This is a genomic window from Lacibacter sp. H407 (genome assembly GCF_037892605.1).
GTDB lineage: Bacteria > Bacteroidota > Bacteroidia > Chitinophagales > Chitinophagaceae > Lacibacter.
Map to the genome: position 1 here is coordinate 1,066,285 of NZ_JBBKTU010000001.1, position 25,985 is coordinate 1,092,269.

Genomic DNA, 25,985 nt, shown 5'->3' on the forward strand with positions numbered 1-25,985 from the left:
GCTAACTGCTCCGTGGAGGTTCGATCCCTCCCTCTACAGCAAAACAATCAGGTGAAGAAACAGACAATTGGCAATGAGCCTTTGAACGAAATCATCTGTTGTTAACGAGTTCTTTTTTACACTGTGGGGTGATGAAATTTTTGGCAGACATGCCCTCTCGTCTCGGGGGTGGAGATAACAGGATAAACGCAGCATAGAGCCGACGTTACTTTTGGTAAGGCCGACCGGGGTTGACCACTAAACTTTGTGCTGCAGCTAACTGCTCCGTGGAGGTTCGATCCCTCCCCCTACAGCATATTTCAATTGCTTAGCAATACCAGTTAACGATTTTTTCCGTACAGATTTTCTCATGCTTTTTTTACGATTGCCTTTTGTTTTTACAAAGGGCTCTTTTGTTTTCAGCCCGCTCCCTTAATTATTTACTATCATTTTCCATAATCAGTTTGTACATTGAAGCATAAATCAAACTATGCAGGCAACTGATCTTAACCCGTTAGTTGACAGGGTACTCACGGAGTTACGCACCGGGCTTTCATCGCATCTAACCTATCACAGTGTACAACACACGCTTGATGTAATGGAACAAGCCGATGCCATTGCCAACAGAGAAGGTATTCTTGATGCCGAGGATTTTTTATTGATTAAACTGGCAGCGCTGTATCATGATACCGGATTTCTGGAAGTATATAAAGGACACGAAGAAGTGAGTTGTGTAAAAGCTACCCGTGAACTTACAGCGGTTGGATTGGGCGACGCAGCAATTCAACGAATTTGTGGAATGATCATGGCGACAAAAATTCCGCAGCAGCCTCATAATTTATTTGAGCAAATTCTTGCAGATGCAGACCTTGATTATCTTGGCCGCACCGATTTCGTTTCCATCAGCAATAAACTACGTACCGAATTTCTTGATCATAAAATTGTAGATACGGATACAGCATTTGATGCACTTCAGCTTCGGTTCCTTGAATCGCATAGTTATTTCACCTCATCATCCCGTGCACTCCGTGCCCCTGTAAAACAACTGCACTACGAAACACTTTTACAACAACATTCAACCGGTACAAACAACCATCCTCTATGAGCGGTTTACAACGATTTTTTCAGCTGCTCAATATTCAACCCATTGAATGGCCCATGGTGAGGCGATTGTTTTTGCTTCAGTTTTTCCAGGGAGCAGGTATTGCCTTGTTTTTTACATCAGCACTCTCACAGTTTCTCAAACGTTTTCCGATCTCCGAACTGGCCTATGTGTTTATCCTATCGGCGTTCCTCTTATGGATCGCAGGCTATGTATGTAACAGGCTCGAACATCGCTTACCTGTTCGTCAATTAAGTATTGTACTTACGCTCATTATTGCAGGCAGCATGTTGTTTTTCTGGATTGGTCAGTTTTTTGCGATTACGCAAAACTGGTTTTACTATTTAATGCTGGCCTGGTTCAACGTATTATACCTCATCAACAATCTTGAATTCTGGGGATTAGCTGCACAGTTGTATGATGTACGACAAAGCAAGCGCCTGTTTGGTGTGATCAGCTCCGGTGACATTCCGGCGAAATTTCTCGGTTACACATTTGCGTTAGTATTGGTGCCTTACATTGGTGCACAAAACCTTTTACTCACCGGTTTTGTTGGCGTACTCATTTCCCTGCTCTTTATTAATAAAGTATTCAATTCAACAGAGTGGGCCGGTTTTAATAAACACACACATAAAGTAAAACAACATCACACTGTAAGCGCAGGTGCATTGTGGAAAAACTTTATCAGCAACCGCCTAATCTTAGATACGGCTATTTTATCCATGATTGCCTTCACCGGTTTTGTATTGGTTGAATATGCATTTTATGCTGAAATAAAAGAATCAAAAAACTATAAAACCGATGAGGCCTTTGCAACCTTCACTGCCTTGTTTATGGGCTGCGCCCGGTTGTTGGCATGGATCTTAAAACTTGGATTAACCAGCAGGTTGGTAACGAATATCGGCAACCGGAATGCCTTACTCATCACACCTATTGCATTACTTGTTTTCAATATTTCTATTCTTGTGATCTATGAGAACGATGCAAAAAGCAATTTGATCCTGTATGTATTTGGTGCCGCCGCAATTTTGGTTGATGCATTGCGTGCATCCATCAACTCACCCGTATTACTTACCATTCTGCAACCGCTTTCAACACCTGAGCGTTTACGGGCACATAATATTGTAAAAGGTGTGATGGATCCGTTTGCGTATCTCACAATTGGCGTATTACTGTTTGTTTTATATAACTGGAAGCTCTATGAGCTGGCAGTTCTTTCCTGGGTATTGATTGGCGTTTCTATCTGCTGGATCATTTCAGTAATACAGTTGCAGAAACAATATATCAAAACATTGATTCAAACCATCAGCAGCCGTTATTTCCAAACCGACGATGTACAACTTACCGGCAAAGCAACCATCGAAAAAATTGCAGCGAAAATGGAAACAGGTACAGAGCTGGAAGTATTGTACCTGTTGAAATTGCTTGAAACGGAAACAGAAAAAGCACAGGAAGGATTGATCGCAAAAGCACTGCAACATCCATCGGGTGAAGTACGCATTGCAGCATTGGAATTGGTGGGGAAGAAAAAATTAAATAATCTCGCTGCGGATGTCAGGAAACTGATTGATGAAGAACAGACAGTTGCTGTTCGTGCCAAAGCAATTGAAGTGTTGGCAGCTTTATCGTACGAGCATGCTTATTTTCTTCAAATGCTTAATCATGACGAAGAACAGATCCAAATTGCTGCTTTGGAAAGTATTGTTCAATATGCTCCTTCAACAGATAAAGAGCCGGCACTTACACTGCTGCAACAATGGGCCACATCATCTGTAAAAAAACAACGGATGAATGCTGTGCAGATCTTAAGCAGCGTATCAATTGCATCTTCACATACATTATTGTTTGCCTTGTTGAATGATGCTGATAAAGAGATCCGTTATGCAGCGATCGTTGCAGCAGGCAAATCGGCTGAACCAAAAAACCTTGAATTGCTACCTGCACTATTTGCATTACATCCGAAACAGGTGTTACAGGCATTGATCACTGCGGGAAGCAAAGGACTTACACAGATACGTTTGCTCTTGCAACAAACAACCACAGCGAAAGAACAAAGCAGTTTGATCATAGCAGCCGGACGAATTGGCGGAGAGGAAGCAGAGCAATTACTCATCGAATTATTAGAGCAACAAACAACCAACAGTGCTGCTATTCTCAAAGCATTGAACCGGATGAATTATACATCTGATGAAAAACATCAGGCATTGATCGATGAACGAACCAATCAACATTTGTTACGGGCTGTTGAATTGCTGTTTATGCTGAATCGATTGCTGGCAACAGAAAAAACAAATCTCTTTCTCTATAATTCACTGCAACTGGAATTACTGGAAGAACGGGAAACCGTATTAAACCTGTTCTCGTTTTATTCCGAAAAAGAGCAGGTAGATAAGATCAAAAAAGCATTGCAATTAAATCAACGGGAAACGGCTGCTAATGCGTTGGAGTTGATCGAGCTCACCATCCGCAAAGATTTTGCATTTACGTTCAATACCGTATTTGAAGAAGCAGATATTTCGTTCCGCTGTTCACGGCTTCGTAAAATGATACCGGACAGTCTGTACAAAAATATTGAGCAGGTGATCACACATATTCTGGAAGAAGAAAAAGAAGAATTTAATCACTGGACCAAAGCCTGTTCTTTACACAGTTGTAAATTTCATAAGCTGCGGGTAGATCATACCATTTTCCATAAGTATCTTCAATCCGAAAACAGATTGTTGCGGGAAACAGCCGCCTATGCAGTAACCTAAACCCCAAATTCCACATCATGAATCCATCGGCTGATAAATTATTGTTGTTTGAAAAAGTGTTGATCCTGAAATCGCTCCGGTTGTTCAGCGAAACACCTGAAACTATTTTATCGGAACTGGCACCATTGATGGAAGAAACAGAATACCAGGCCGATACTGTTATTTTCAAAGAAGCAGATATTGGCGACTGTATGTACATCATTTACAAAGGCCAGGTAAAAATTCATAAAAAACAGGTAACGTTAGCTGTGTTAACAGAGAAGGAAGTGTTTGGTGAATTATCGTTACTTGATTCAGAAACAAGATCAGCTTCTGCAACCTGTGTAACAGATTGTTTTTTATTCAAGATCGATCAGGAACCGTTTTATGAATTACTGGAAGCAAGGCCGGAAATTGCAAGAGGATTTATTAAAATACTTTGTCAACGTTTGCGGCAACAAAATGAAAAATCAGTAGCTGCAGCAAATGCTTAGGCAAGCACACTGTCTACAAAATACATTTCCAGTTCGCCGCGGTTTTTAATGGCAATTTTTCCCCGCTTTGTAAATACAAACTGATCTTTTGCTTGCAGGTAAGTACTGTCGGAAATATTGATGCGCCCCGGCTCTGAGCTTTGCTGCAAGCGGGCTGCTACATTTACAGAGTCGCCCCAGATATCGTAGGCAAACTTTTTAGAGCCTACCACACCCGCCACTACAGCACCGGAGTTGATCCCAATTCTGATATTGAAAAATGGTTTTTGCCGTTTGGCCCTTTCCTTCTTCGTTCTTTCTATGAACTGCATAATATCAAATGCAGCATGTATCATACTCACTGCATGATCATTCCCATCATTTCCGTTCAATCCTGCCACACACATATAACTGTCGCCAATGGTTTTGATCTTTTCAATATTATACTTACTGATGATCTCATCAAACTCCCGGAAATAAAAATCAATATCACTTACCAATTCATCGGCCGGAATATTTTCGCTCTGTTTGGTGAACTCCACAAAATCAGTAAACATCACCGTTACATTTTCATGTCGCTTAGGTTTTGCAATACCAAATGATTTCAACTCCTTTGCAGTTTCTTCCGGCAAAATGTTCAGCAGCAACCGATCCGAACGTTTCTGTTCTGCTTCCAGTTCATTTTGCTTTTCAACCAATCTTCGTAATGCAAAATTCTTCGTGTTTTCAAAGGTGTTGGTTATTAAAAAGAAGATGACTACCAATCCTGCAAGCGCCAACGTTAAAAACATTAAATGATAAGTAGGCTCGTATGTAAACGGAAATACTTTGATGCGTTGTTTTACAATAGCAAACCCAATAACATAAAACACACAAAGCAATGCAAAAACAGAAGCGGTTTTATAATTGGTAAAGATGAGCACCACAGGTGGTGTAAGAATAATAAACGGTGTAACAGGCGAAATAAATAATCCACCCGAATAATACACAAGTACGGTATTCAACAGGAAACTGTAAATACCAAACACCATTCCCATGATGTTAAGATGAATTCCTGATCGCAGTAAATAGGGCTGTAAAAAAAAGAAGATAGCCGAAACGATCATCGCATTCATCCCCACTTTGAAATGAATAAAATAACTCAGCACTCCATAGCTGATGGCAAAAACTGTGATCAGAAAATTAATGATGATGAACAAACGGTGCCTGCGTATAGAATCCTGATCCTGTGTAAGCTTTGCAGGTAAAAAAGAATCGAGCCAGTTTGTTAATGATAATTTCACGCCAGGTTTAGTTTACGTCGCTTTTGATACATCAATACAAGAAACAAGATATCAAATGCTGCCACGACTAAATATACAACTGTTAGAAAATGATTATCGGGATATTTTGATTGAAACATGATACTGATCAAACCTGTGCCTAAAAATTTCGACCAGGCCAGTGCAATTGAATGTTCCGGGAAATCAGGTACAAACAACAAACTCAAAAATGCCACCGACATTACCACGTTTACAATGTATGCATCAATAACACCCATCGGTAAATCGTATTGCACCATAAAAAAACAAGACAGCGGAATACTGCCTGCCAAACCCAAAGCAATCAACCAACGCAGGTTCTTTCTGAAAAATTCTGTTGTAAATTGTTTATATCCGTAGCGGAACAGGCTGATCACAATAAATATATCGAGCAACATCCAACCCCAGTAAGCAAGCACCAACGCATTACCCATATCGGGCACCCAGAAAATGGCACCGCCCACTTCGTTTCCAAAATTACAGATCACCGCTGCGGCCGGAATGATCACTGTTTTCTTTTTCAGTGCCATCCGGATAATGACGATATACGCAACGATCCACAACATGGCACCGGTAAAAAATAATCCGATCTGTAGTGGAGTGTAATGCGTTGTATCAAACCAAGGATGCGATTCCTGTAAATATTCCCAGATTGTCATAGCAGTTGTTTTTTACGATAAACGAAGTCTGAATTACTTGTTCAGCTTTTCTTTTTTGAAAACAGTCCTTTGAAAAAATCCCAGATCGACTTCAGCGCATGGAGCACCATCAATATTAATTTCATCCACCACGGTTCATACGATTGCCAGGGCAATCCTTTTTCATACCGTTTCTGATCGTGGTTACGAAGCGGTGCAAGTATAGAAGGTTCATGCAGATTCCATATTTCACAAAGTTTGGCTTTGCTGCCAGATACACTGATGATGGAATTCACAGCACGGCGTGCTGCTTCGTTCGCACCTTCCATAGTTGCCAGGTCGGTGTAAGTGCGTACATAATCCGATGCAAGAAAAAGATTGGGTATCAGCGTATGTGCATCGGGACGAAGACCCCATGAGTTGATCGTATTCACCAACAAAGGTTCTTCATTTTTTTCACGACTTCCTGAGCCGGGAATCAATTTGATGTCTCCATCTATATGCCACAACTCAGGTGTTTCATCCTGCACCAGTTTTTGTCCGTTCACATTCAGGCTAGCTTTTATCTGGTGCCATACTTCATCTTTAATTTCTTCATGTGAACAATCTCTTGCAGGCTTACCGTTGGTACAATCCATTGAGCCGGGTGTATCCCAATCCGATACATCAACCGAAAAAACAGTTCTTATTTTTCCGTTGCCTTTGGTGCGTATATCGTAATGTTTCCAGAACTGCAGTTGTGAAATAGATGTAACAGCCCATGCAGAATCGGAGTAAATACAATGACCATCTACTACATTCACTTCATCCGTTAAAAAATATTGCACACCATTCATCCACGCCACACTCGGTGCAAGATTTACCACGCCTTGCAAGGTTGGATCAATTGCCAGCATTTCGGGTGTAAACAATGGGGCTGCACGTTCAACAGGTACTGCCAGCAAATAATAATCGGCGGTAACAGTTACCGGTTCATTTGTTGTACGGTTAAGCAGCGTTGCGCCTGTAATTTTTCCTTTCTCCATTTGCAATGCTGTTACTTCATGATGTTTCACATACTTTACGCCTTTTTCTGTTAAGTAGGTGAACCATGGATGTAACCATACTTCATTTGTGGGGCCATTCAACACCCTGTCGGTGTGCACACCGGGATTGGTCATATTAAAAATGAGTTGCAGAAAAATATCACCGCCGGTTTTTGTACTGGCTTTGCGTGCATTGGCAGCTACCAGTGTTCGTGTTAAACCCTGCACCAGTAAAGCACGGTAATCATCACTGAAACGATCGGCTTCCAGATAATCCCACCAACTGATGCGTTCATAATCGTTGGCCCTTCTGTCGAAACAAGATGTCATCAGTTGCCATACTTTGGTTGCAAAGAATTTCTTTTCTTCTGCAGTAAGCCCGGTGTTGGCATGCATTGATTCAAGCAGTACATGCAGATCGTTGAACGAATGCGGAAAATTTACCAACGTAGTAATCGATGCTTTGCCTTCACGTGCCATGCGTACACGCTCGGTTGGTACAAGGTTATCAACCACTCTTGTTGTATCCCCTTCTTTGCTGGTAAAGGGGATACGTTCCATTGTATCGATGATGTGTTTGTAAAACCCCGGAAAAAAACGAAATCCATGTTCACCGGGTAACGGCTCTTCCGGTCCGGGACCAACTGTTGGTACATTTACACTCCTTGCTTTACCGCCGGGGTACTGTTTATGACGATCGTACACTTCCACTTCAAATCCTCGTTCAATCAATTCATGTGCAGCACTCATTCCTGCAACACCTCCTCCAAGGATCACAACTTTGGGCATGATAGTTTGGTTTTACTGTTTGTTAAACGGGCAATGGTGAATCAGTCAGCATGTAATCGAAGGGAAGGATTGAGAAACGTTCTGTTTCGTAATTTATTCATTACAAATTAGTGCAGAAAAAATCGATCCACAGAAAGCGTTGGGCTACCAATATAATTCTTTTTGCGGCAAAAAGGAAGTACCATGTTGTTCATACTCCTGTTCAACAACACATTACAAACAAAAGTTGAAGACGAGCAGTTCCGTTTCTGCTTATTACCTTTGCCCGCTATGGGACAAAAAAAGCTCATCCGTTTTGCTGAAATAGAAACCTTCCCGAATGTGTTACAGTATCCGCAAGACATGAAAGGGAAGTGGAAGGATTTTTTTAAGAACGATCATCCCATCACATTAGAACTGGCTTGTGGTAAAGGTGAATATGCTGTTGGGCTGGGACGTTTATATCCGCAGCGGAATTTTATCGGGATCGATCTAAAAGGCAATCGTATTTGGGTGGGTGCGAAAACTGCGTTGAAAGAAAACTTGAGCAACGTTGCATTTGTACGTTCGCAAATAGACCAGGTAACCAATTATTTTAATGAAGGTGAAGTAAGTGAAATCTGGATCACGTTTCCCGATCCGCAACTCCGTGCTTCCAAACATAAAAAGCGATTAACGCATCCACGTTTTCTGCGTTTGTATCAGCAACTCTTGCAGCCCGGCGGAAAAATTCATTTGAAAACGGACTCACCTGTTTTGTACAACTTCACCAAAAAAGCAATTGATCTCTGCGGCTTACAAGTACATGCTTCAACCGATGATGTGTACGGGCTGGAAAATAGCAGCGATGAGTTGAAGATCAAAACCCATTATGAAAGATTGGACATTGCACAAAGCAACCGCATTCATTATCTGCAATTCAGTTTACCTGCAACCGCTTTACCGCTTGAACCTGACGCCCTGTTAAAACAATGGGTATTTGATACGGAGAAAGACTGAACGAATTGATTTGTGCAAAAAATAGCTGCAACAAAAACGGTTATTAGTGGTTAAATAGGTTTACTTCGCCCACCGGAAAAAATGAAAAACTTAAAAGAAGGGATCGACTTTTATTATGATGAGCACGATAACATTGTGCTTACGGCCAAGTACCATCTTGACAAGGGTTATTGTTGCGGCCATGGTTGCCGGCATTGCCCTTACGATTATGAAGCTGTTCCGGAACCTCGTCGTACCTTGGTAGTAAAAGAGCGTAACGATGCCCTCCAAAAAACAACCTCAACTTCCCAAAACGGGTAAAGCAAAAGAATATTCTTTTTTTCAGGATGTATATGATGTGGTGCGACAAATTCCAAAAGGTCGTGTAACATCGTATGGTGCAATTGCTGCTTACCTCGGCACAAAACTTTCTGCACGTATGGTTGGCTGGGCCATGAATGGCGCACATAATGTAAAACCAAAAGTTCCTGCACAACGTGTAGTAAACCGAAACGGCATGCTTAGCGGTAAGGCTCATTTTGAAACGCCTACACATATGGAAAAACTGTTGAAGAAAGATGGTGTTGCCGTAAAGAATGATACAGTTGTTGATTTTGAAAAGCGCTTTTGGGACCCCGCGGTGGAACTGGGGTGATACTTGTTTGGGCTATCTTACTTAATTCGATAATGATTATACAGCCAAACAACCACTAAACAAGAATTCCCTAAAAATCTCAGCGCCTTATATTAATTTGGCTCAAAACTAAAAAGTATGAGAAAGACTGCATACCTGTTTGCTCTCCTCGGCATTTCAGGTTCACTTGCTGCACAACAACCTGCTAAAGACAGTACAAAAAAAGACACGATGCCTTACACGGCATTTGCAAAACTTCCCCTTAAACCCGAACGCACAGTAAAGTTCACTGCCAAAGAAGGTACATGGATGAGTGTGGATGTGAGTCCTGATGGACAAACCATTGCGTTTGATCTGATGGGAGATATTTATACCATGCCCATAGCAGGTGGTAAAGCAACTGCTGTAACCAAAGGCATTGCTTATGAAACGCATCCACGGTTCAGCCCCGATGGAAAGAAAATTCTTTTCACCAGCGATCGCAGTGGTAGTGATAATATCTGGTACATCGATATGGAGAAGAAAGATACCGTGCAGTTAACAAAGGATCCTACTGAAGATTTTCCTGCTGCCGTTTGGACACCCGATGGTAATTACATCATCGCCAGTAAAGGCCGTCGCATTCCAAAGTTGTGGATCTACCACAAAGATGGTGGCGGTGGTACACAACTGTATGATGGGTTTGCAAAAACAATTGATCCGTTTGTAAGTCCGGATGGTAAAATGGTTTACTACAGTCAGCGCAATGGTTCATGGAATTACAACGCACTGTTACCACAATACCAGATCGGCACGTACGATCGTGATAAAGGAATTGCAAACACCATCACTACACGTTATGGTTCTGCGTTTACACCCACGCTCAGTAAAGATGGTATGTGGATGGTATACGGCAGCCGCTACCAGGATAAAACCGGATTGGTATTACGCAACATGAAAAATGGTGATGAGCGTTGGCTCGCTTATCCGGTACAGCGTGATGAACAGGAAAGCATTGCACCGCAAGGTGTGTTACCCGGTATGGCGTTTACCCCCGACAGTAAGGTTCTCGTTGCCAGCTATGGTGGAAAGATTTGGCGTATTCCCGTTGATGCAAACAGTAAAGCAACTGAAATTGCATTTGAAGCAGATATGAATCTGGAAATGGGCCCTCGTTTGTATTTCAACTATGCCATTAAAGATACAAGCGCAGCACTTGCAACACAAATACGTGATGGCGTTCCCAGCCCCGATGGAAAAAAATTAGCATTCACTGTACTCAACCGTTTGTACGTAATGGATTATCCAAACGGAACACCCAAGCGTGTAACCAGTAACAACTTTACAGAAGCGATGCCTGCGTGGAGCCCCGATGGAACACAGTTGGCGTTTGTAACATGGAATGAAGCCGAAGGCGGTCATGTAATGAAAGCAGCATTTGGTAATAAACCAACTGTAACCAAATTAACAACAGAGCCGGGCTTTTTTATGTTTCCCGCCTGGAGTTACAACAACCGCATTGCCTTTTTTAAAGCACCGCTTCGTTTATTTAAAGATGCAGAAGATCCGTTTTACAGTGGTGCAGAAGGTGAATTGGTGTGGATGAACGCAACAGGTGGCCCCATTACAAAAGTTGATCTTACAGTAAATGCCGGCAATGTACACTTCACAAAAAATACAGATCGCATTTTCTTAAACGGACAGGGAGGTACTCTGATCTCCTGCCGGTGGGATGGTACCGATCTTAAAACACATGTACGCATCACCGGTATTACAACCTATGGTGCAGTTGCCGATGCACATGATGATCATTCAGGTCATGAACATACAGCTGGTACAGCAAATGATGTTACCTATGTAATGGGTAAACCAATCATGAAAACCAGCTCCGTTAATTATTGCATGTTACCCGAAGGAGCAAGTAACCGTGAACCACAGAACATGCCATCATCCGCAGGTATTATTTTGATGGCACCCGAAGGCAACCAGGCATTGGCACAAGTAAACAACAATGTATATGTGGTAACCATTCCGCAAACAGGTAAACTACCAACGATCAATGTTGCAGATCCATCATTCAGCAGTTTTCCTTCCAGACAACTTACAGAAATTGGAGGTGAGTTTCCAGCATGGGAAGCCGATGGAAAGAAAGTTCACTGGAGTTTAGGTAATGGCCATTGGGTGTATGATACAGAGCGTGCACAGTTTGTTGAAGACTCAGTAAAAGCGGCGAAGAAAACCGAAACGCAACGATTGGCTGATAGCGTAAAAGCCTTGTTAGCTCTTGGGCCTGATGCAAAAAAACTGGCTGATTCATTAGCAAAGAAAAGTGCTGATTCGCTTGCCTTAGTGTTGAAATCAGATACAGCACGTGCAAAGCGTGAAGCATTGGCAAAAGAAGAACTAAAGAAGAAAGAAAAATATTCACCAGCTGAAACACAGGTGAAAGTGTATTATCAAAAAGATCTGCCAACTGGTACCATGTTGCTGAAGAATGCACGCATCATTACCATGAAAGGTGAAGAGGTCATCGAGAATGGTGATGTACTCATCGTTAACAATCGTATCAAAGCAGTGGGCAGAACAGGTACACTTACTGTACCTGCCGGAGCAAAGGAGATCGATTGTACCGGTAAAACCATTACACCCGGTTTTGTAGATACACATTCACACATGTGGACGTATTGGGGTTTACATAAAAATACTTCATGGATCTATGCAGCCAATCTTGCATACGGTGTTACAACAACACGTGATCCGCAAACAGCAACCAGCGATGTATTAACGTGGAGCGATATGGTGGAAGCCGGACAAATGCCTGGCCCACGTGTGTACAGTACCGGTCCCGGTGTTGGTTTCTGGATGTATAATTTAAAAAGCCTTGAACAAACCCGCAATGTGTTGAAGCAATACAGCAAGTATTACAACACACAATACATTAAAATGTACCTGGTTGGTAACAGGCAACATCGCCAATGGGTGATCATGGCAGCAAAAGAACAAAAGCTGATGCCTACAACAGAAGGCGGTCTTGATTATAAATTGAACATGACACAATTGTTCGATGGTTATCCCGGTCATGAACATGCCATTCCCATTTTCCCATTATACAGTGATGTAACAAAAACAATCGCAGAAAGTAAAATGGCGTACACACCAACATTGCTTGTTGCTTATGGTGGACCCTGGGCTGAGAATTTCTATTACACAACTGAAAGTCCGGTGAAAGATCCAAAGCTGAATCGCTTTACACCGTATGAAGAGTTAAGTGCAAAAGCACGTCGCAGAGCAGGTGGTTTGGGTGGATGGTTTACACCGGAAGATCATGTGTTTAAAAAACATGCACAAGGCGTAAACAGTGTAGTACAGCAAGGTGGCCTGGCGGGTATTGGCAGTCATGGTCAGTTACAAGGGCTCGGTTATCATTGGGAGTTGTGGAGTGTAGCAAGTGGCGGCATCAGTCCCATGAATGCATTACGTACAGCAACCATTCTCGGTGCTACAGCATTGGGATTAGACAAAGAACTTGGTAGTGTTGAAGAAGGTAAACTTGCAGATATTGTTATCATGGATAATAATCCGCTGCAGAATATCCGCAACACCAATACCATTCGTTATGTGGTAAAGAACGGCCGATTGTATGACGGTAATACATTGGATGAAGTGTATCCTACTCCACGTAAACTCGATGTTGGCAGCTGGACGAAAGAAATTCCGAAGGTGACAACTGACGTGAAAGAATAAATTACAAAGAATACTTTTTCAAAAAGCTCCATCTTGATCGATGGAGCTTTTTTGTTTATACGGGACAGTTTCATTGCTCATTCGCTGCGTCACTTATAACATAAAAATCAGCCTTTATCAATTTCTTTTCCGCTGGTATAATTGTTATTAAATTTTTTCATTATCTGCTTTTAATAAAGATTTTTTCACTCTATCTTGTTAGTATCTCTTAGTCATCATCTCTCTTAAAACCAAAACCAGCGCATGAAAAAATTCAAACTGCTTAAGCTGCTGCTGAGCCTTTTGCTCATCATTCCATTGTCTATGCAGGGACAAACACGAAAAGTAACCGGCAAGATAACCGATGAAAAAGGTGAGGCGGTTCCCTTCGCTACTGTTACCATTAAAGGAACACAAAAAGCTGTTGCTTCCGATGCGAACGGTATTTTTTCAATTGAACTCACAGGTACTCAAAAAACACTCATCATCAGTTCGGCCGGTTATGAGGACAAACAGGTAGACGTAACTTCTGCCAGCGACATTTCGGTTACGCTTGTATCGGGTACAGCCTTGGGCGAAGTAGTTGTAACGGCCTTTGGTGTTCGTCAACAAAAAAAATCGCTTGGCTTTGCTGCCACAGAGATCAACAACAAACAGTTGATGGAAAGCCGGCAACCGAATCTGGTGAATGCAATTCAGGGACGTGTAGCCGGTGTACAAATTAATTCAACCGGTGGTGGTCCTGGCCAAGGTGCAAACATTGTGATCCGCGGACCAAAAAGTGCACTGGGAAACAATCAACCGCTTTTTGTAATTGATGGTGTTATCGTTGATAACTCTACTGTTACCGAAGGTGGCCAGGCAAACCTGCGGGGAATGAGTAACCGCATGGCTGATATTAATCCCGATGATATTGAAAGCATGAGTATACTTCGTGGTGGTGCTGCCACTGCATTGTATGGTTTCCGTGGAAGTAACGGTGTAATTGTAATTACTACCAAGAGTGCAAAAGAAGGAAAGATGCGGGTTAGTTATAATGCCACTTATGGTATTGAAGAAGTAAATAAGTTTCCGGATGTGCAGATGAAATATACTCAGGGTTATCGCAGCGGTGGACAGATCTATTACAGTGCTACAGATTTCTTTCCTACCTGGGGACCGAGTGTTGAAACTGCAAAAGCATTGGATCCAACCCACCCAGATAAATTGTTCCATCACTATGCAAGAGCTTATCAGCAAGGAAATCAATTCCGTAATACACTCAATGTAAGCGGTGGTAACGATAAAGCACTTGTAAATACATCATTCAGTTACTTTACACATAACGGCGTGTTACCCAATACCAATTACAGTAACTGGAATGCACGTGTAAATGCAGTATTGAAGCTGAGTGACAAACTGCAATTCAATCCTTCCTTCAACTATATCAACAGCGGTGGTCTTCGTTATAATGCCGATCGTTTTAATGAAGGCCTTTCTTACTGGAGCCCACGTTGGGATGTAAGAGATTACAAAACTCCCGAAGGTGGACATAAAACCTATCTCAACAACAACCCTGTTTTTGGAGCTTATTACAATGAGTTTGAAGACAACGTTGATCGTATGCTTTCCAATCTTGCCTTTACATACTCACCGGTAAATTGGTTAGATGTATCGTATCGCTTAGGATTGGATTTTACATCTGATAACCGCCGTGCCACAGCACCCGGACAAATTGCACGACCTGGCTTTGTAAACTTTGCTGATAACGCACTTGGCTTTGTAGGTGAATACCGTATTCTCAACAAAGTACTCAACAGCAACTTACTTGTAACAGGTAAATTTAATTTAGGCGAAAAAATTACACTCAATGCAAGGGCCGGACATGATGTGGTAGATATTAATTACAATTTTCAACAAACACAGGGAACTGAATTAGATATTATCGGGCTAACTACATTGAACAATGCAAGAGTGATCACACAAAACAGTCGTCGTACACAACTGCGTACCATGGGTATTTTTGGTGATGCAACAATTGGGTATGATAATTTTCTGTATCTCACACTAACAGGCCGCAACGACTTTGCCAGCTCTGTTGCAAGTGGCAACAGTAGTTTCTTTTACCCAAGTGTAAGTGTAGCGTATGTATTCAGTCAGCATTTGAAAATGCCCGACTGGATCACGTATGGTAAATTAAGAGCATCATTTGCACGCATTGGTATTGCACCGGTAGAACCTTATCTCACCAATACATATTACAACAGTGCATTCGGTCAACCGGTAAATGGTGTAAATGGATGGACAAGAGATGATGTAAAAGGATCAGAAGATCTGAAACCTGAGTTTACTGATAACCGTGAGGTTGGTTTAGAGATGCAGTTTCTAAACAACCGTTTGGGTTTTGACTTCAGTTTATACCAGATCAACAGTAAAGATGTGATCAATCGTGTATTGGTTCCTACTTCCACAGGCTTTTCATCGTATGTGTTGAATTCGGGTGAAGTAGAAAACAAAGGCATTGAGCTTGCAGTGAATGCAACACCGGTTCGTACAAATAATTTCAGTTGGGAGATCAACGGAAACTTTACTGCCAACCGGAATAAAGTAGTGCGCCTTGCAGAAGGGTTAAATGAAATTGTAATTGCAACACAGTTTGGATACATCTCCAGCGGTGCCACACAAAAATGGGTGGTAGGGCAACCAGCCGGTGGTTTGTATGGTATAGCCTACACACGCTACTATGGTACACAAACTGATGATCGTGTAACACTCCGAAACGATTTGCCATTGCTCATTGCAACTACCGGAACAAATGCAGGCTTTCCGATTCGTGATGTAACGAATCAACGCCTGTTGGGAAATGCATTGCCACGCTTTATGTATGGCATCGGCAACTCTCTTACTTACAAACAATTTAATTTATCATTCCTCTTTGATATGCGTGCAGGCGTACAACGCTTTAATCAGATGGGCAACTTCATGAGTGCGTTTGGTATAGCGAAGTACACCGAGAACCGTAACGATACAAAAGTATTTGATGGTGTGATTGCAAGTGGTGCGCCTAACACACAGCAAGTTTGGCTGGGCATGGAAACAGGTCCTGACGGACGGAATTATGGTGATGGGTTCTACAGGAATATTCATCGTGGTGTAACAGAGAATTTTGTGGAAGATGCGGGGTGGGTTCGTTTACGCAACCTCAGCTTGTCGTATAATCTTCCGGCAAAAACTCTGGCCAAAACAAAATTGATCAAAGGTGCTTCGGTTACGTTTACCGGAAATAATCTCTGGCTAAGCACACCATTCACCGGCTTTGATCCTGAAAACAGTTCAAACCCTTCCGGCAGTAATGCTGATGGTTTTGCAGGCTTCAGCTATCCGGGTGTACGCAGCTATTTTGTAGGCATTAATGTAAACTTTTAATGCAGTACAATTTTTTCAAGCTTAAATCACACGTAATGAAAAAAAGATTCCAACTATACAAAAGCATACCGGTTGCCTTGCTCTTACTCATCGGCTTTACCGGATGTAAGAAATATTTAGATATTAACTACGATCCCAACCGTCCAACAGAACCTACGATCAATGGAATTTTGGCGGCCACTACACAAAACACCGGGTTGAATGTGTTCAGGGCAGCGAATGTGAGCAACTACTATGTACAGTATTTCGCATCGCCCAATTCAAATTCCCCAACTGATATTTACGATCGTGTCGACTTCAGTACCACCTGGCGTTTGTTGTACGATAACATGGCCGACATTTATGACTTGGAGCAATTGGCGATCAAGAATGGAAGTACAGCACACTTAGGTATGGCCAAAGTAATGATGGCGATCAACCTCAGTCTTACGCTTAATATGTGGGGCAACATTCCGTTTAATGAAGCATTGTCTGGGAAAATTCTGAGCCCGAAGTATGATAATGCGCAGGATCTGCATGCACGTTGTTTGACCTTGCTTGACGAGGGCATTGTTGAGTTGCGAAAAAATCCAACGATCACTGTTACTAACAATGCTGATTTTCTACATGCCGGCAACCGTACCTATTGGATACGCACGGCCTTTAGTATGAAAGCAAGATTGCTCAACCAGTTAAGCAAAACAGCTGCCTATAATGCTGCCAATGTGTTGGCTGCAGTTGACAGTTCGTACACCGCTGCTGCACAGGAAGCAAAAGTTTCTGTGTTTACCTTACGCAACCCATGGGCTACGTTAGCACGTAACAATGCGGCACTGGTGCTTGATGCATGGTTAAGCAGCAACTTGATCCAATCAATGAATGGTGTACGCTTTGGTTATGTAGATCCACGCATCAGTCGCTTTACAGATACAACTCGCTTTGGCGATTACCGTGGCACACGCAATGGCGCAGGTCGTGTAGGCACCGGTACCAACCGGGATGAGTGTTATTTAACCACCAATGGCTTTTACAGCGCTGATGCGGCACCGTTATTTGTCATTACACTGGAAGAAATAAAGTTCATTGAAGCAGAGGCGGCACTACGTGCCAGTTTGCCTGCCAGAGCTTATACAGCTTATATTGCAGGCATTACTGCCCACATGAACAAGCTTGGAATATCAACAGCAAACAGAGATACCTATCTGGCACGGCCGGAAATTGGAGTAGGTCAAGGCAATCTTACATTACCTATCTTATTTCGTGAAAAATATATTATCATGTTCCTGAGTCCGGAAGCATGGGTGGATGCACGACGTTTCAATTATGCATACACGGGTTTTCAACTCCCACAAAGTTCATTGCTCACCGAACCGATCCGACGCATCGATTATCCTTCCACCGAACAATCATTGAATTCAACCAATGTACCACAAGTACCTGCTTTAACGCAGAAGTTGTGGTGGGATCAATAACAAAAAAGGGAGAGGGAAAAAGCCGCATCAAATGATGCGGCTTTTTCTTTGTGCAAACGGTTGTCTTCTGCATTCAACATTGATTAACATATTTTCAATATTAAATTAACTGCATGCAACAACAAACAATACAGATGGTTGTACCCAAAAAAGAAACAACACTTATTCCAATGATCATGATCTGTGCCCTGTTTTTTATCTTCGGGTTTGTAACATGGGCAAATGGAACGTTGATTCCTTTTTTCAAACTGTCATTTGGCTTAACTGATTTCCAGGCATTCTTTGTTACGTTCTCTTCTTACATGGCTTATTTCTTTTTGGCATTGCCTTCATCGTGGATCTTAAAGAAAACAGGATTTAAGAATGGGCTTGTTCTGGGCATGCTCATATTAGGAGTTGGTTCGTTATTATTTATACCTGCAGCAAAATCCAATTCATTTGCATTGTTTCTAACAGGAATATTTATACAAGGTTCGGCGCTTGCATTATTGCAGACTGCTGCAAATCCTTATCTCACTATTATTGGTCCAATTGAAAGTGCAGCGAAACGCATCAGCTTTGCCGGCATCTGTAATAAAACAGCAGGCATACTTGTACCCATCATCATGGGTACTTTGTTTCTGAAAAATGCAGCAGCGATTGAAAAGCAAATTGAAACAGCTACAGGCATTGAAAAAGAACAGCTGTTGCAGGAAGTATTGGGACGTGTTAACATGCCTTACATTGTTTTGGCAATTGTTTTTTGTTTGTTCGCATTACTCATAAAATTTACACATCTCCCCGAGGTACAAGTTGAAGAAGATGTAGTAGATGCAAGCGGTGAAGTGGTGCATCATAAAAGTATTTTCCAGTTTCCTCACTTGTTCCTTGGTGCATTTTGTATCTTCGTATATGTTGCCGCTGAAGTGATGGCGGGAGACATCATTGGTGTTTATGGAAAAGAACTTGGCATTAGTGCCGATATCTCTAAATTCTTCACTGCATTAACCTTAAGTGGAATGCTTCTTGGCTATATCGCAGGCATCATTGCCATCCCGAAATATATTTCACAGCAAAAAGCTCTGCGTATCTGTGCTGTTATTGGTATTATTTTCAGTATTGCTGCTTATGTTACCGGTGGTTATACATCCGTAACTTTTATTGCATTGTTAGGATTAGCCAATTCATTAATGTGGCCGGCTATTTTTCCTTTGGGTATCAGCCAGCTGGGTAAGTTTACCAAAACAGGTTCAGCTATTATGATCATGGGTATTTCCGGTGGTGCTATCTGGCCAATGATCTATGCGTATTTAAAAGACAACTTGAAACTCGATTTTCAACTGGCCTTTTTCATTGCAGTAATTCCATGCTATCTATACATCCTCTACTTTGCCGTAAGCGGACATAAGGTTGGTTTAAAAAAGAGAATCACCACATAATCTTACAACGTTCTTTTACTATATAAAAAAATTATGGTATGAATAATGAATTAACCGGGGTAAGCCGTAGAAAATTTCTTGACTCCATAACCAAAGCGGCTGCACTCAGTACTGTAAGCCTTACAGGTCTATCATCGGCTGCTTTGGCTGCAGATACAAAAAAAGAAACGCTTGTTGATGACCACAGGTTTCTCTGCAAACCTTACCTGCATAGCATTGAACATACCACGATGTATGTACGTTGTATCACAAACAAAAACTCGTATTGCTGGGTGGAGTATGGCGAAGCAGGTAAACCAATTCAAAAAGCACATACCTTATCAGATGGTTTGGTAGATGCCAATAACCGTGTACATGAAATTAAACTTACCGGTTTAAAACCAGGCACTACCTACGAGTATAAAATAATTGCAAAAGAGATCAAAGATTTTCAACCCTATAAACTCACGTATGGGGAAACGATCAATAGTGATGTGTATTCATTTATAACCTATAACCCGGCTGCAAAAGAAACACAATGGCTGGTGTTGAATGATATTCATGACCGGCCTGCATCGTTTCAACAACTCATACAATTAAACGGCAACGACCCTTATCAATATGTTTTTCTGAATGGAGATATATTCGATTATCAAACCAACGAACAACAGATCATCGATCATCTGCTCACTCCATGTACTGAATCTTTTGCCACACAAAAGCCGATGTTGTTTGTGCGTGGCAACCATGAGACAAGAGGAAAGTATGCCCGCCAGTTGAAAGATTATTTTGCTGCACCACAAGGCGCATATTTTTCTTTTCAATCGGGACCTGTATTTACTATTGCACTTGATACAGGCGAAGACAAAGAAGATACACATCCTGTATATGCAGGCATTGTTGATTTTGATCAGTTTCGCATTCAGCAAGCGGTCTGGCTTGAACAACAACTGCAATCAAAAGCTTATAAGAAAGCGAAGTACAAAGTAGTGATGATGCACATCCCGCCTTTTTATACGGAAGATGCGCATGGCACCTTGCATTGCAGAAAATTATTTTCTCCCTTATTCGATAAGTATAAGATCGATCTGCTTATTTGCGGACATACACATACATATGGTGTGCATCCACCTGTTGCAGGGAAGCATAACTATCCAATCATTATCGGTGGCGGACCAACTGCCGGTAAACGTACACTCATTAAAGTACACGCCGATCAACAGCAATTGACCATACGCATGTTGAAAGATGATGGAAACGAGGCAGGTAGTTATACGATCTATTCAAAACGATAATTACTTCATCATACGTTTTGTATTTGTATAATTTCCCGTATGTCGTGTACAAATTAAAACTGCTGCATCTTCAGTACAGTTTTTCTGTTGATACATGCCCCTGCATTTGCAATTCTTATTTATGTTCACTAATTTTAACCAGCTCATTATTAAAATCTGAACAAAGCCCACATTGTTGCCTTGCTGTTTTGTCACATTTAAGTAATGAATCTATGAAACTATCGATCAGAACTTCTATACGTCTGGCGTTATTGCTTTTTACAATCGTTATTGTATCAATTATTGTTATTACTATACGCCGCACAGTTACACTCAGAGATACAAACCAGGAAGCCGTTTATTCTGAAGAGATCCGTTACCAGTTACAACAACTTTTATTGGCCGTAATGGAGAACGAGACAGGTGCCCGAGGTTATGTTATTACCGGCAATGAAAGTTTCCTTGAACCTCTGTATGCATCGGAACGAACATTAAAATCATACAGCAGTCAACTGGAACATCGAATTAAAAACGATGATATCAAATCAATATTCAAAGATTCATTAAAACCCCTCATCACTAAACGCATCATTTTTTCGAGGCTGATGATCAAAACAAAAATGCTGCATAATGCAGATGAAACACGCCTTTTAGTAGCAAGTGGTGTGGGCAAAGGTTATACAGACAGTATCCGCCGCTTTGGCACCCGAATAAACTCATTGCAAAATAACTATCTGCAACAAAAAAGAAACGACAATGAAGAGGCGTTGCGCCACATGAATATTTTCCTGTTTGTAATGCTCTTTATCATTTTTGCATTACTGGTATTTAATCTTCAATGGATCGTAATGCATCTCAAACAACAAAAAGAACTTGCGGTAAGGAGCAGTGAAGAAACACGACGGTTGATCATGAACTCATCACTTGATGCAATTATTTGTGTAGATGATTACAACAATATTACTTTCTGGAACAGTCAGGCAGAGCGGCTGTTTGGTTGGTCGTTTGATGAAGTGAAGGATAAATTCTTTCATGAAACAATTATTCCTGTGGCCTACCGCAGCTATGCGAAGACGGGAATTTTAGATTATTTACAATCGAGAAATGCAGAAAGGTTTGATCATATTATTGAAACAACAGTAGTAAACCGCTTTGGTAAAGAGTTTCCCGTAGAGTTTTTTGCCATCAACGTTCAGTCGGATAACAACAATTTTACCTGTGCCTATATCCGAGATATTTCAGAGCGTAAAGAACTGCAGCAACAACTCATTAAACAGGAGAAAAAAATTGCAAGGGAAATTACAGCCACTGCGATTGATGCGCAGGAGAAAGAACGAAACATGTTGGGGCAAGAGTTACATGATAATATCAACCAGCTGCTGGCTGGCACCAAGTTGTTTTTGCAAACGATCAGAAGTAATCCGGAAAAATATACCGAGCATATCAGTATGTGTATTGATGCCATCAACCAGGTAATGAATGAGAACAGGCGTATTGCACACGAGATGGTTACTCCTTATTTAAACATGGAATCGTTTGTCGAGCTCATTTATAAAATAGCCAACAATATGCTTACCATCAGTGGTATTAAAGTTGAGTTTGAATTGAACAATTTTGATGAGACCGTACTGAATGAAAAACAAAAACTTACACTGTACCGTATTGTGCAGGAACAGTGTACCAATATTGTGAAATATGCAGATGCCTCGGAAGTTGTTTTTTTACTTGAGTCGAACGATGAATCTGTTCGCTTAACCATCACCGATAACGGAAAAGGCATGACAGCAAAAGATGCAAACCGGGGCATTGGGTTAAAAAATATTGCCAGCCGGTTAAGTGTGTACAACGGCACAATGGATATTGTAACAAGTCCTGGTAATGGATTTATATTATCAGTTGAATTACAGACGGAAGATCTGTATCAAGCTGTTTGAAAAGAAACAAAAAAGCCGCATCAACATTGATGCGGCTTTATGTTTTATTATTTCCTTTTATTCTTCTTCTTTCGGTGGATAGGAGATATTGATCAACCCTCTGCGGTTCTTTGCACGGCCATCAGCATTGTCACGTCCGTTGATGAGTTCCATTTCAACCGGGCAACAGGCGCCAAATGATTCGAACGTAAGTTTTGTTTCATCCACTCCTTTTGCACGTAAATAATCAGCACATGCTTTGGCACGCTTATCAGAAAGTATTTTGTTGTACTCTTCTGTTCCTAACCCATCTGTATAACCGCTGATCTGTACATACGCTCCGGGGTTAGCTACAAGAATGTCATAAATGGAATCAAGCTTAGCTACCGCATCTTCTTTAAGATTGTATTTATCAAAATCAAAATATACTGTTACAACTGTTTCAGGTGTAAGAATGATCCTGCGCTCCAACACAATATCTTTATTGATAAAGCGGTTGGTGCTCCAGCTGCTTTCGTCGGTACTGGTAATACTGATATCTGTTTGCTTTTCGTTGTAACGTTGTTTGCTTACAGTTACATTACCGTTAATATCTGTATCTACTTCAACCGAATAACGGCCGGAAGCATCCGTGGTTGCTTTTTGCTGTTTGCCGCCTACATTCAATAATACAGTTGCATTCGCAACCGGTTGGTTATCTTTTTTATCGATCACCAGTCCGGTAATAATTTTCTTCTTCGGCACTTTACTTACTGTATAGGTTTCAAGGCAACATTCAGCACCACGATCTGAACTGAACAGTGCATTTTTTAATACGGATGTTTTATCGTTCGTATAATAATACACATCATCCCGGATAGAGTTAACAGGGTGGCCCATATTTTCTACCGTGTTCCATGCTGTTTCCCAGCCCTTTGCTGTAAAAAGATCAAAGCCGCCCATTCCCTGTTTTCCATTCGATGAAAAAACAAGTGTGCTGGTATAGCTGTGATAAAAGGGAGCTTGCTCATCGCCTGCTGTATTGATCATCGTTCCGGTATTCACCGCTTCACCCGTTGAACCGTCGGCTTGCAGGGGAGCATACCAGATATCGAATCCACCTGCGCCACCTGGACGATCAGATGCAAAGAACAAATATTTACCATCGGTAGAAACATAAGGCTGTTGACTACTGTAACCCTCACGGTTAACCGAAGAAAGTGCAACAGGTGTTGTCCATCCGTTTCCGTCTTTGGTTGCATAGAAAACAGCAGCTGTGTTTTTGCCATTAACAGCTTTCCACTGTGTAAAGTAAATTCGATTGCCGTCAGCGCTCATGCTGGCAGCACCCTGGCTGGCAGATGGATCTGTTGACAAAAGTGATTCTGCATCGCCGATTGCAAATTCATTGTTTGCTAATGTAGCTTTGTACACACGACTGTGGTATGGATTTACACCTGCAATTGCAGCTGTATCTTTTTCTGTACTCGTAATTAAAAACTGATTGCCGCCGATATGCACCGGTGCAAACACGCCTTTACCGGTTCCGTTCGACAGACCTGTTTTGGTAACGGTGTACATCACTGTATCGGGACGTGCTAATTGTGCTTTAATATAGTTTAAACGTTGCAGTTCATTTTCTGCAGCTGCTTTCAAAGGATCGTTTGCAGTTACGTTACTGAGAAAACGGTTGAGGCTTTCAGCAGCATCGTCATATTTTCCAAGGCTGCGCTGGCATACAGCTAACCAGTACAAGGCACTTCCATAGGTGGAAGGATCATTTTCTGCAACAGCTTTATAACGCTCGGCTGCTTCCGGAAAATAGTTGGCTAAGCGAAAACTTTCGGCCTGCTTATAAAGAATATCATTTTTTGTGACCCCCTTTCCCATGCCGCTTCCCTGGCGGTTGCGCTTTGCATTGAGCGGAAAATCAGCTTTTGGTTTTTCGCTGGCAGGTGGTTTCAAAAACTGCTCATACAATTGTGCGGCAGTATAATAATCGCCGGATGCATAATAGGCATTGGCTTGTACAATACGTTTGTCCTGCGCCTGTGTTTGCAAAAACAGTGTACAGGCTACAGCCGACAGGAAAATTTTTCCTGCAGCTTTATAAATAGTGGTCATTGTTGAATCATTTTGTTGAAGTGAGATAGTGGATTGCATGTGTGCTTCTTTAGGGTTGATCATTCACTTTTCTGAAATTATAAACGTGGACAACGGATCCAGTCAATAATGCTTCTTGTTCCGCTGCGTTTAACGTACGAAAGGCTTAATTCAAAACTGTTCACATTTCTCGTCATGGTTCCCAGCTTCGATGCATTCACATCATAACTCAATCCCACAATAAAATTTTTCCAGTCAACACCCACAAATGGTGCAATGGCATCTTTGAAACGATAATATCCGCCAAACATAAAATCGGTTTCCTCATTTACATTCAATTGTATATAAGTACCGATCATTGCTTCAGTGGCTGTTCCCTGGCGCATCAGCAATGCATGTGGTACAATGCTGGTACGTTCTGATAAATTAAAACTCAAACCACCGTGTACTACATAACGTAACGGAATAGTATTTAAACTTACACTCTGTGTAGAAATGATGGGATCTTTCGGGCGGTTGAGATGAAAAACAGAAACACCCGCAAACGCATTTGATTTTTTATCGGGCGATGCATCGTAATACAAGATACCTGCACCTGCATCAAACGTAGTAGAGTTTGTATTGGCAAATGATTCAGTTGTTGCGTTGTTTGCATTATAACCGGTGATAGGATTCCATTGATCGCCCCATTTGAATTTGCTTTGATCAACACGACGATTGATGAGACCAGCTTGTATAGCAAGCACCAACCGGTGATTATTATCAGTGCCAAACTTTACACCGGTGTAGGCAACAGAACCGTATGCATTGAAGTAATTAAAACCACCATCACCTGCTGATTGGTTCAATACATTTACACCGATCGCAAGATTTTTGCTGGTGCGTGTATCAAACGATAATCCGCTTGTACGGTATGGATTGCTTACACTTCCCCATTGACTTCTGTACACAGCCGACACCCTGTATTCACCATCACTGCCGCCCGTCATTGCCGGGTTGGTGTACATAGGATAGGTATAGTTCTGTGTAAAATGCGGATCTGTTTGCGCAACCGATTGGAGCACGCCTGCAAGCAGCAAACATGCTGTGAGTATCCCGGTTTGTATCATCGCTTTATTTTTCATTGTATTT

General features: G+C 41.7%; 17 protein-coding genes. 12 read left to right on the forward strand and 5 right to left on the reverse strand.

The annotated features are described in order from the left end of the window. Positions 1-469: 469 nt before the first annotated feature. From WG989_RS04655 to WG989_RS04665, 3 genes are read left to right on the forward strand one after another with little or no spacing between them, the layout of a single operon-like run. Positions 470-1,084, forward strand: coding sequence for an HD domain-containing protein (locus tag WG989_RS04655; RefSeq protein ID WP_340427684.1), 615 nt, complete (start codon positions 470-472; stop codon positions 1,082-1,084). Then, entirely contained in the window at positions 1,081-3,834 is a 2,754-nt protein-coding gene (locus tag WG989_RS04660; RefSeq protein WP_340427685.1) for a hypothetical protein, read from the forward strand. Before WG989_RS04655 ends, WG989_RS04660 begins: the two co-directional genes overlap by 4 nt. Before the next feature lie 17 nt (positions 3,835-3,851). Beyond that, positions 3,852-4,307 carry a Crp/Fnr family transcriptional regulator gene (locus WG989_RS04665; RefSeq protein WP_340427686.1) on the forward strand — a complete coding sequence of 152 codons (456 nt, stop codon included), beginning with the start codon at positions 3,852-3,854 and terminating at the stop codon, positions 4,305-4,307. Here WG989_RS04665 and WG989_RS04670 read toward each other — a convergent pair. Genes WG989_RS04670 through WG989_RS04680 form a run of 3 tightly spaced genes read right to left on the reverse strand, consistent with a single transcriptional unit; the run spans position 4,304 to position 8,039 of the window. Next, positions 4,304-5,569, reverse strand: a complete 1,266-nt coding sequence (locus WG989_RS04670; protein WP_340427688.1) for an adenylate/guanylate cyclase domain-containing protein — start codon at positions 5,567-5,569, stop codon at positions 4,304-4,306. The two genes, WG989_RS04665 and WG989_RS04670, sit on opposite strands and share 4 nt — an antisense overlap. Further along, positions 5,566-6,246, reverse strand: coding sequence for a transmembrane-type terpene cyclase (locus tag WG989_RS04675; RefSeq protein WP_340427690.1), 681 nt, complete (start codon positions 6,244-6,246; stop codon positions 5,566-5,568). The genes WG989_RS04670 and WG989_RS04675 overlap by 4 nt, the downstream gene beginning before the upstream one ends. Positions 6,247-6,287: 41 nt before the next feature. Further along, on the reverse strand, positions 6,288-8,039 hold the full coding sequence (locus WG989_RS04680; protein ID WP_340427693.1) for a hydroxysqualene dehydroxylase: 1,752 nt from the start codon (positions 8,037-8,039) through the stop codon (positions 6,288-6,290). Between the two features lie 183 nt (positions 8,040-8,222). Between WG989_RS04680 and trmB the strand changes: the two genes are divergently transcribed. From trmB to WG989_RS04725, 9 genes are all read left to right on the forward strand, one after another. Then, on the forward strand, positions 8,223-9,017 hold the full coding sequence (trmB, locus tag WG989_RS04685) for a tRNA (guanosine(46)-N7)-methyltransferase TrmB (RefSeq protein WP_340427695.1): 795 nt from the start codon (positions 8,223-8,225) through the stop codon (positions 9,015-9,017). An 81-nt stretch (positions 9,018-9,098) separates the two neighbouring features. After that, positions 9,099-9,317: a C1orf53 family protein gene (locus tag WG989_RS04690; protein WP_340427696.1), complete on the forward strand. Its 219-nt coding sequence runs from the start codon at positions 9,099-9,101 to the stop codon at positions 9,315-9,317. After that, positions 9,277-9,651 carry an MGMT family protein gene (locus WG989_RS04695; protein ID WP_340427697.1) on the forward strand — a complete coding sequence of 125 codons (375 nt, stop codon included), beginning with the start codon at positions 9,277-9,279 and terminating at the stop codon, positions 9,649-9,651. The genes WG989_RS04690 and WG989_RS04695 overlap by 41 nt, the downstream gene beginning before the upstream one ends. A gap of 117 nt (positions 9,652-9,768) precedes the next feature. After that, entirely contained in the window at positions 9,769-13,353 is a 3,585-nt protein-coding gene (locus tag WG989_RS04700) for an amidohydrolase family protein (protein WP_340427698.1), read from the forward strand. A gap of 243 nt (positions 13,354-13,596) precedes the next feature. Beyond that, the gene (locus WG989_RS04705) at positions 13,597-16,737 is read left to right on the forward strand and encodes a SusC/RagA family TonB-linked outer membrane protein (protein ID WP_340427699.1); all 3,141 of its coding nucleotides are present in this window, start codon (positions 13,597-13,599) and stop codon (positions 16,735-16,737) included. Positions 16,738-16,772: 35 nt separating this feature from the next. Next, positions 16,773-18,188 carry a SusD/RagB family nutrient-binding outer membrane lipoprotein gene (locus tag WG989_RS04710; protein ID WP_340427700.1) on the forward strand — a complete coding sequence of 472 codons (1,416 nt, stop codon included), beginning with the start codon at positions 16,773-16,775 and terminating at the stop codon, positions 18,186-18,188. Between the two features lie 113 nt (positions 18,189-18,301). Next, a complete protein-coding gene (locus tag WG989_RS04715; RefSeq protein WP_340427701.1) occupies positions 18,302-19,606 on the forward strand; it encodes a sugar MFS transporter in 1,305 nt (434 codons plus the stop codon). 38 nt (positions 19,607-19,644) lie between these two features. Then, on the forward strand, positions 19,645-20,880 hold the full coding sequence (locus WG989_RS04720) for a purple acid phosphatase family protein (RefSeq protein WP_340427703.1): 1,236 nt from the start codon (positions 19,645-19,647) through the stop codon (positions 20,878-20,880). A 212-nt stretch (positions 20,881-21,092) separates the two neighbouring features. Then, positions 21,093-22,793, forward strand: a complete 1,701-nt coding sequence (locus tag WG989_RS04725; RefSeq protein WP_340427704.1) for a CHASE3 domain-containing protein — start codon at positions 21,093-21,095, stop codon at positions 22,791-22,793. Between the two features lie 57 nt (positions 22,794-22,850). Here the strand turns inward: WG989_RS04725 and WG989_RS04730 are convergent, their stop codons facing one another. Then, on the reverse strand, positions 22,851-24,914 hold the full coding sequence (locus tag WG989_RS04730) for an OmpA family protein (protein WP_340427706.1): 2,064 nt from the start codon (positions 24,912-24,914) through the stop codon (positions 22,851-22,853). A 38-nt stretch (positions 24,915-24,952) separates the two neighbouring features. After that, complete coding sequence (locus WG989_RS04735) at positions 24,953-25,963, reverse strand: PorP/SprF family type IX secretion system membrane protein (RefSeq protein WP_340427707.1); 1,011 nt, start codon at positions 25,961-25,963, stop codon at positions 24,953-24,955. Positions 25,964-25,985 lie beyond the last annotated feature (22 nt).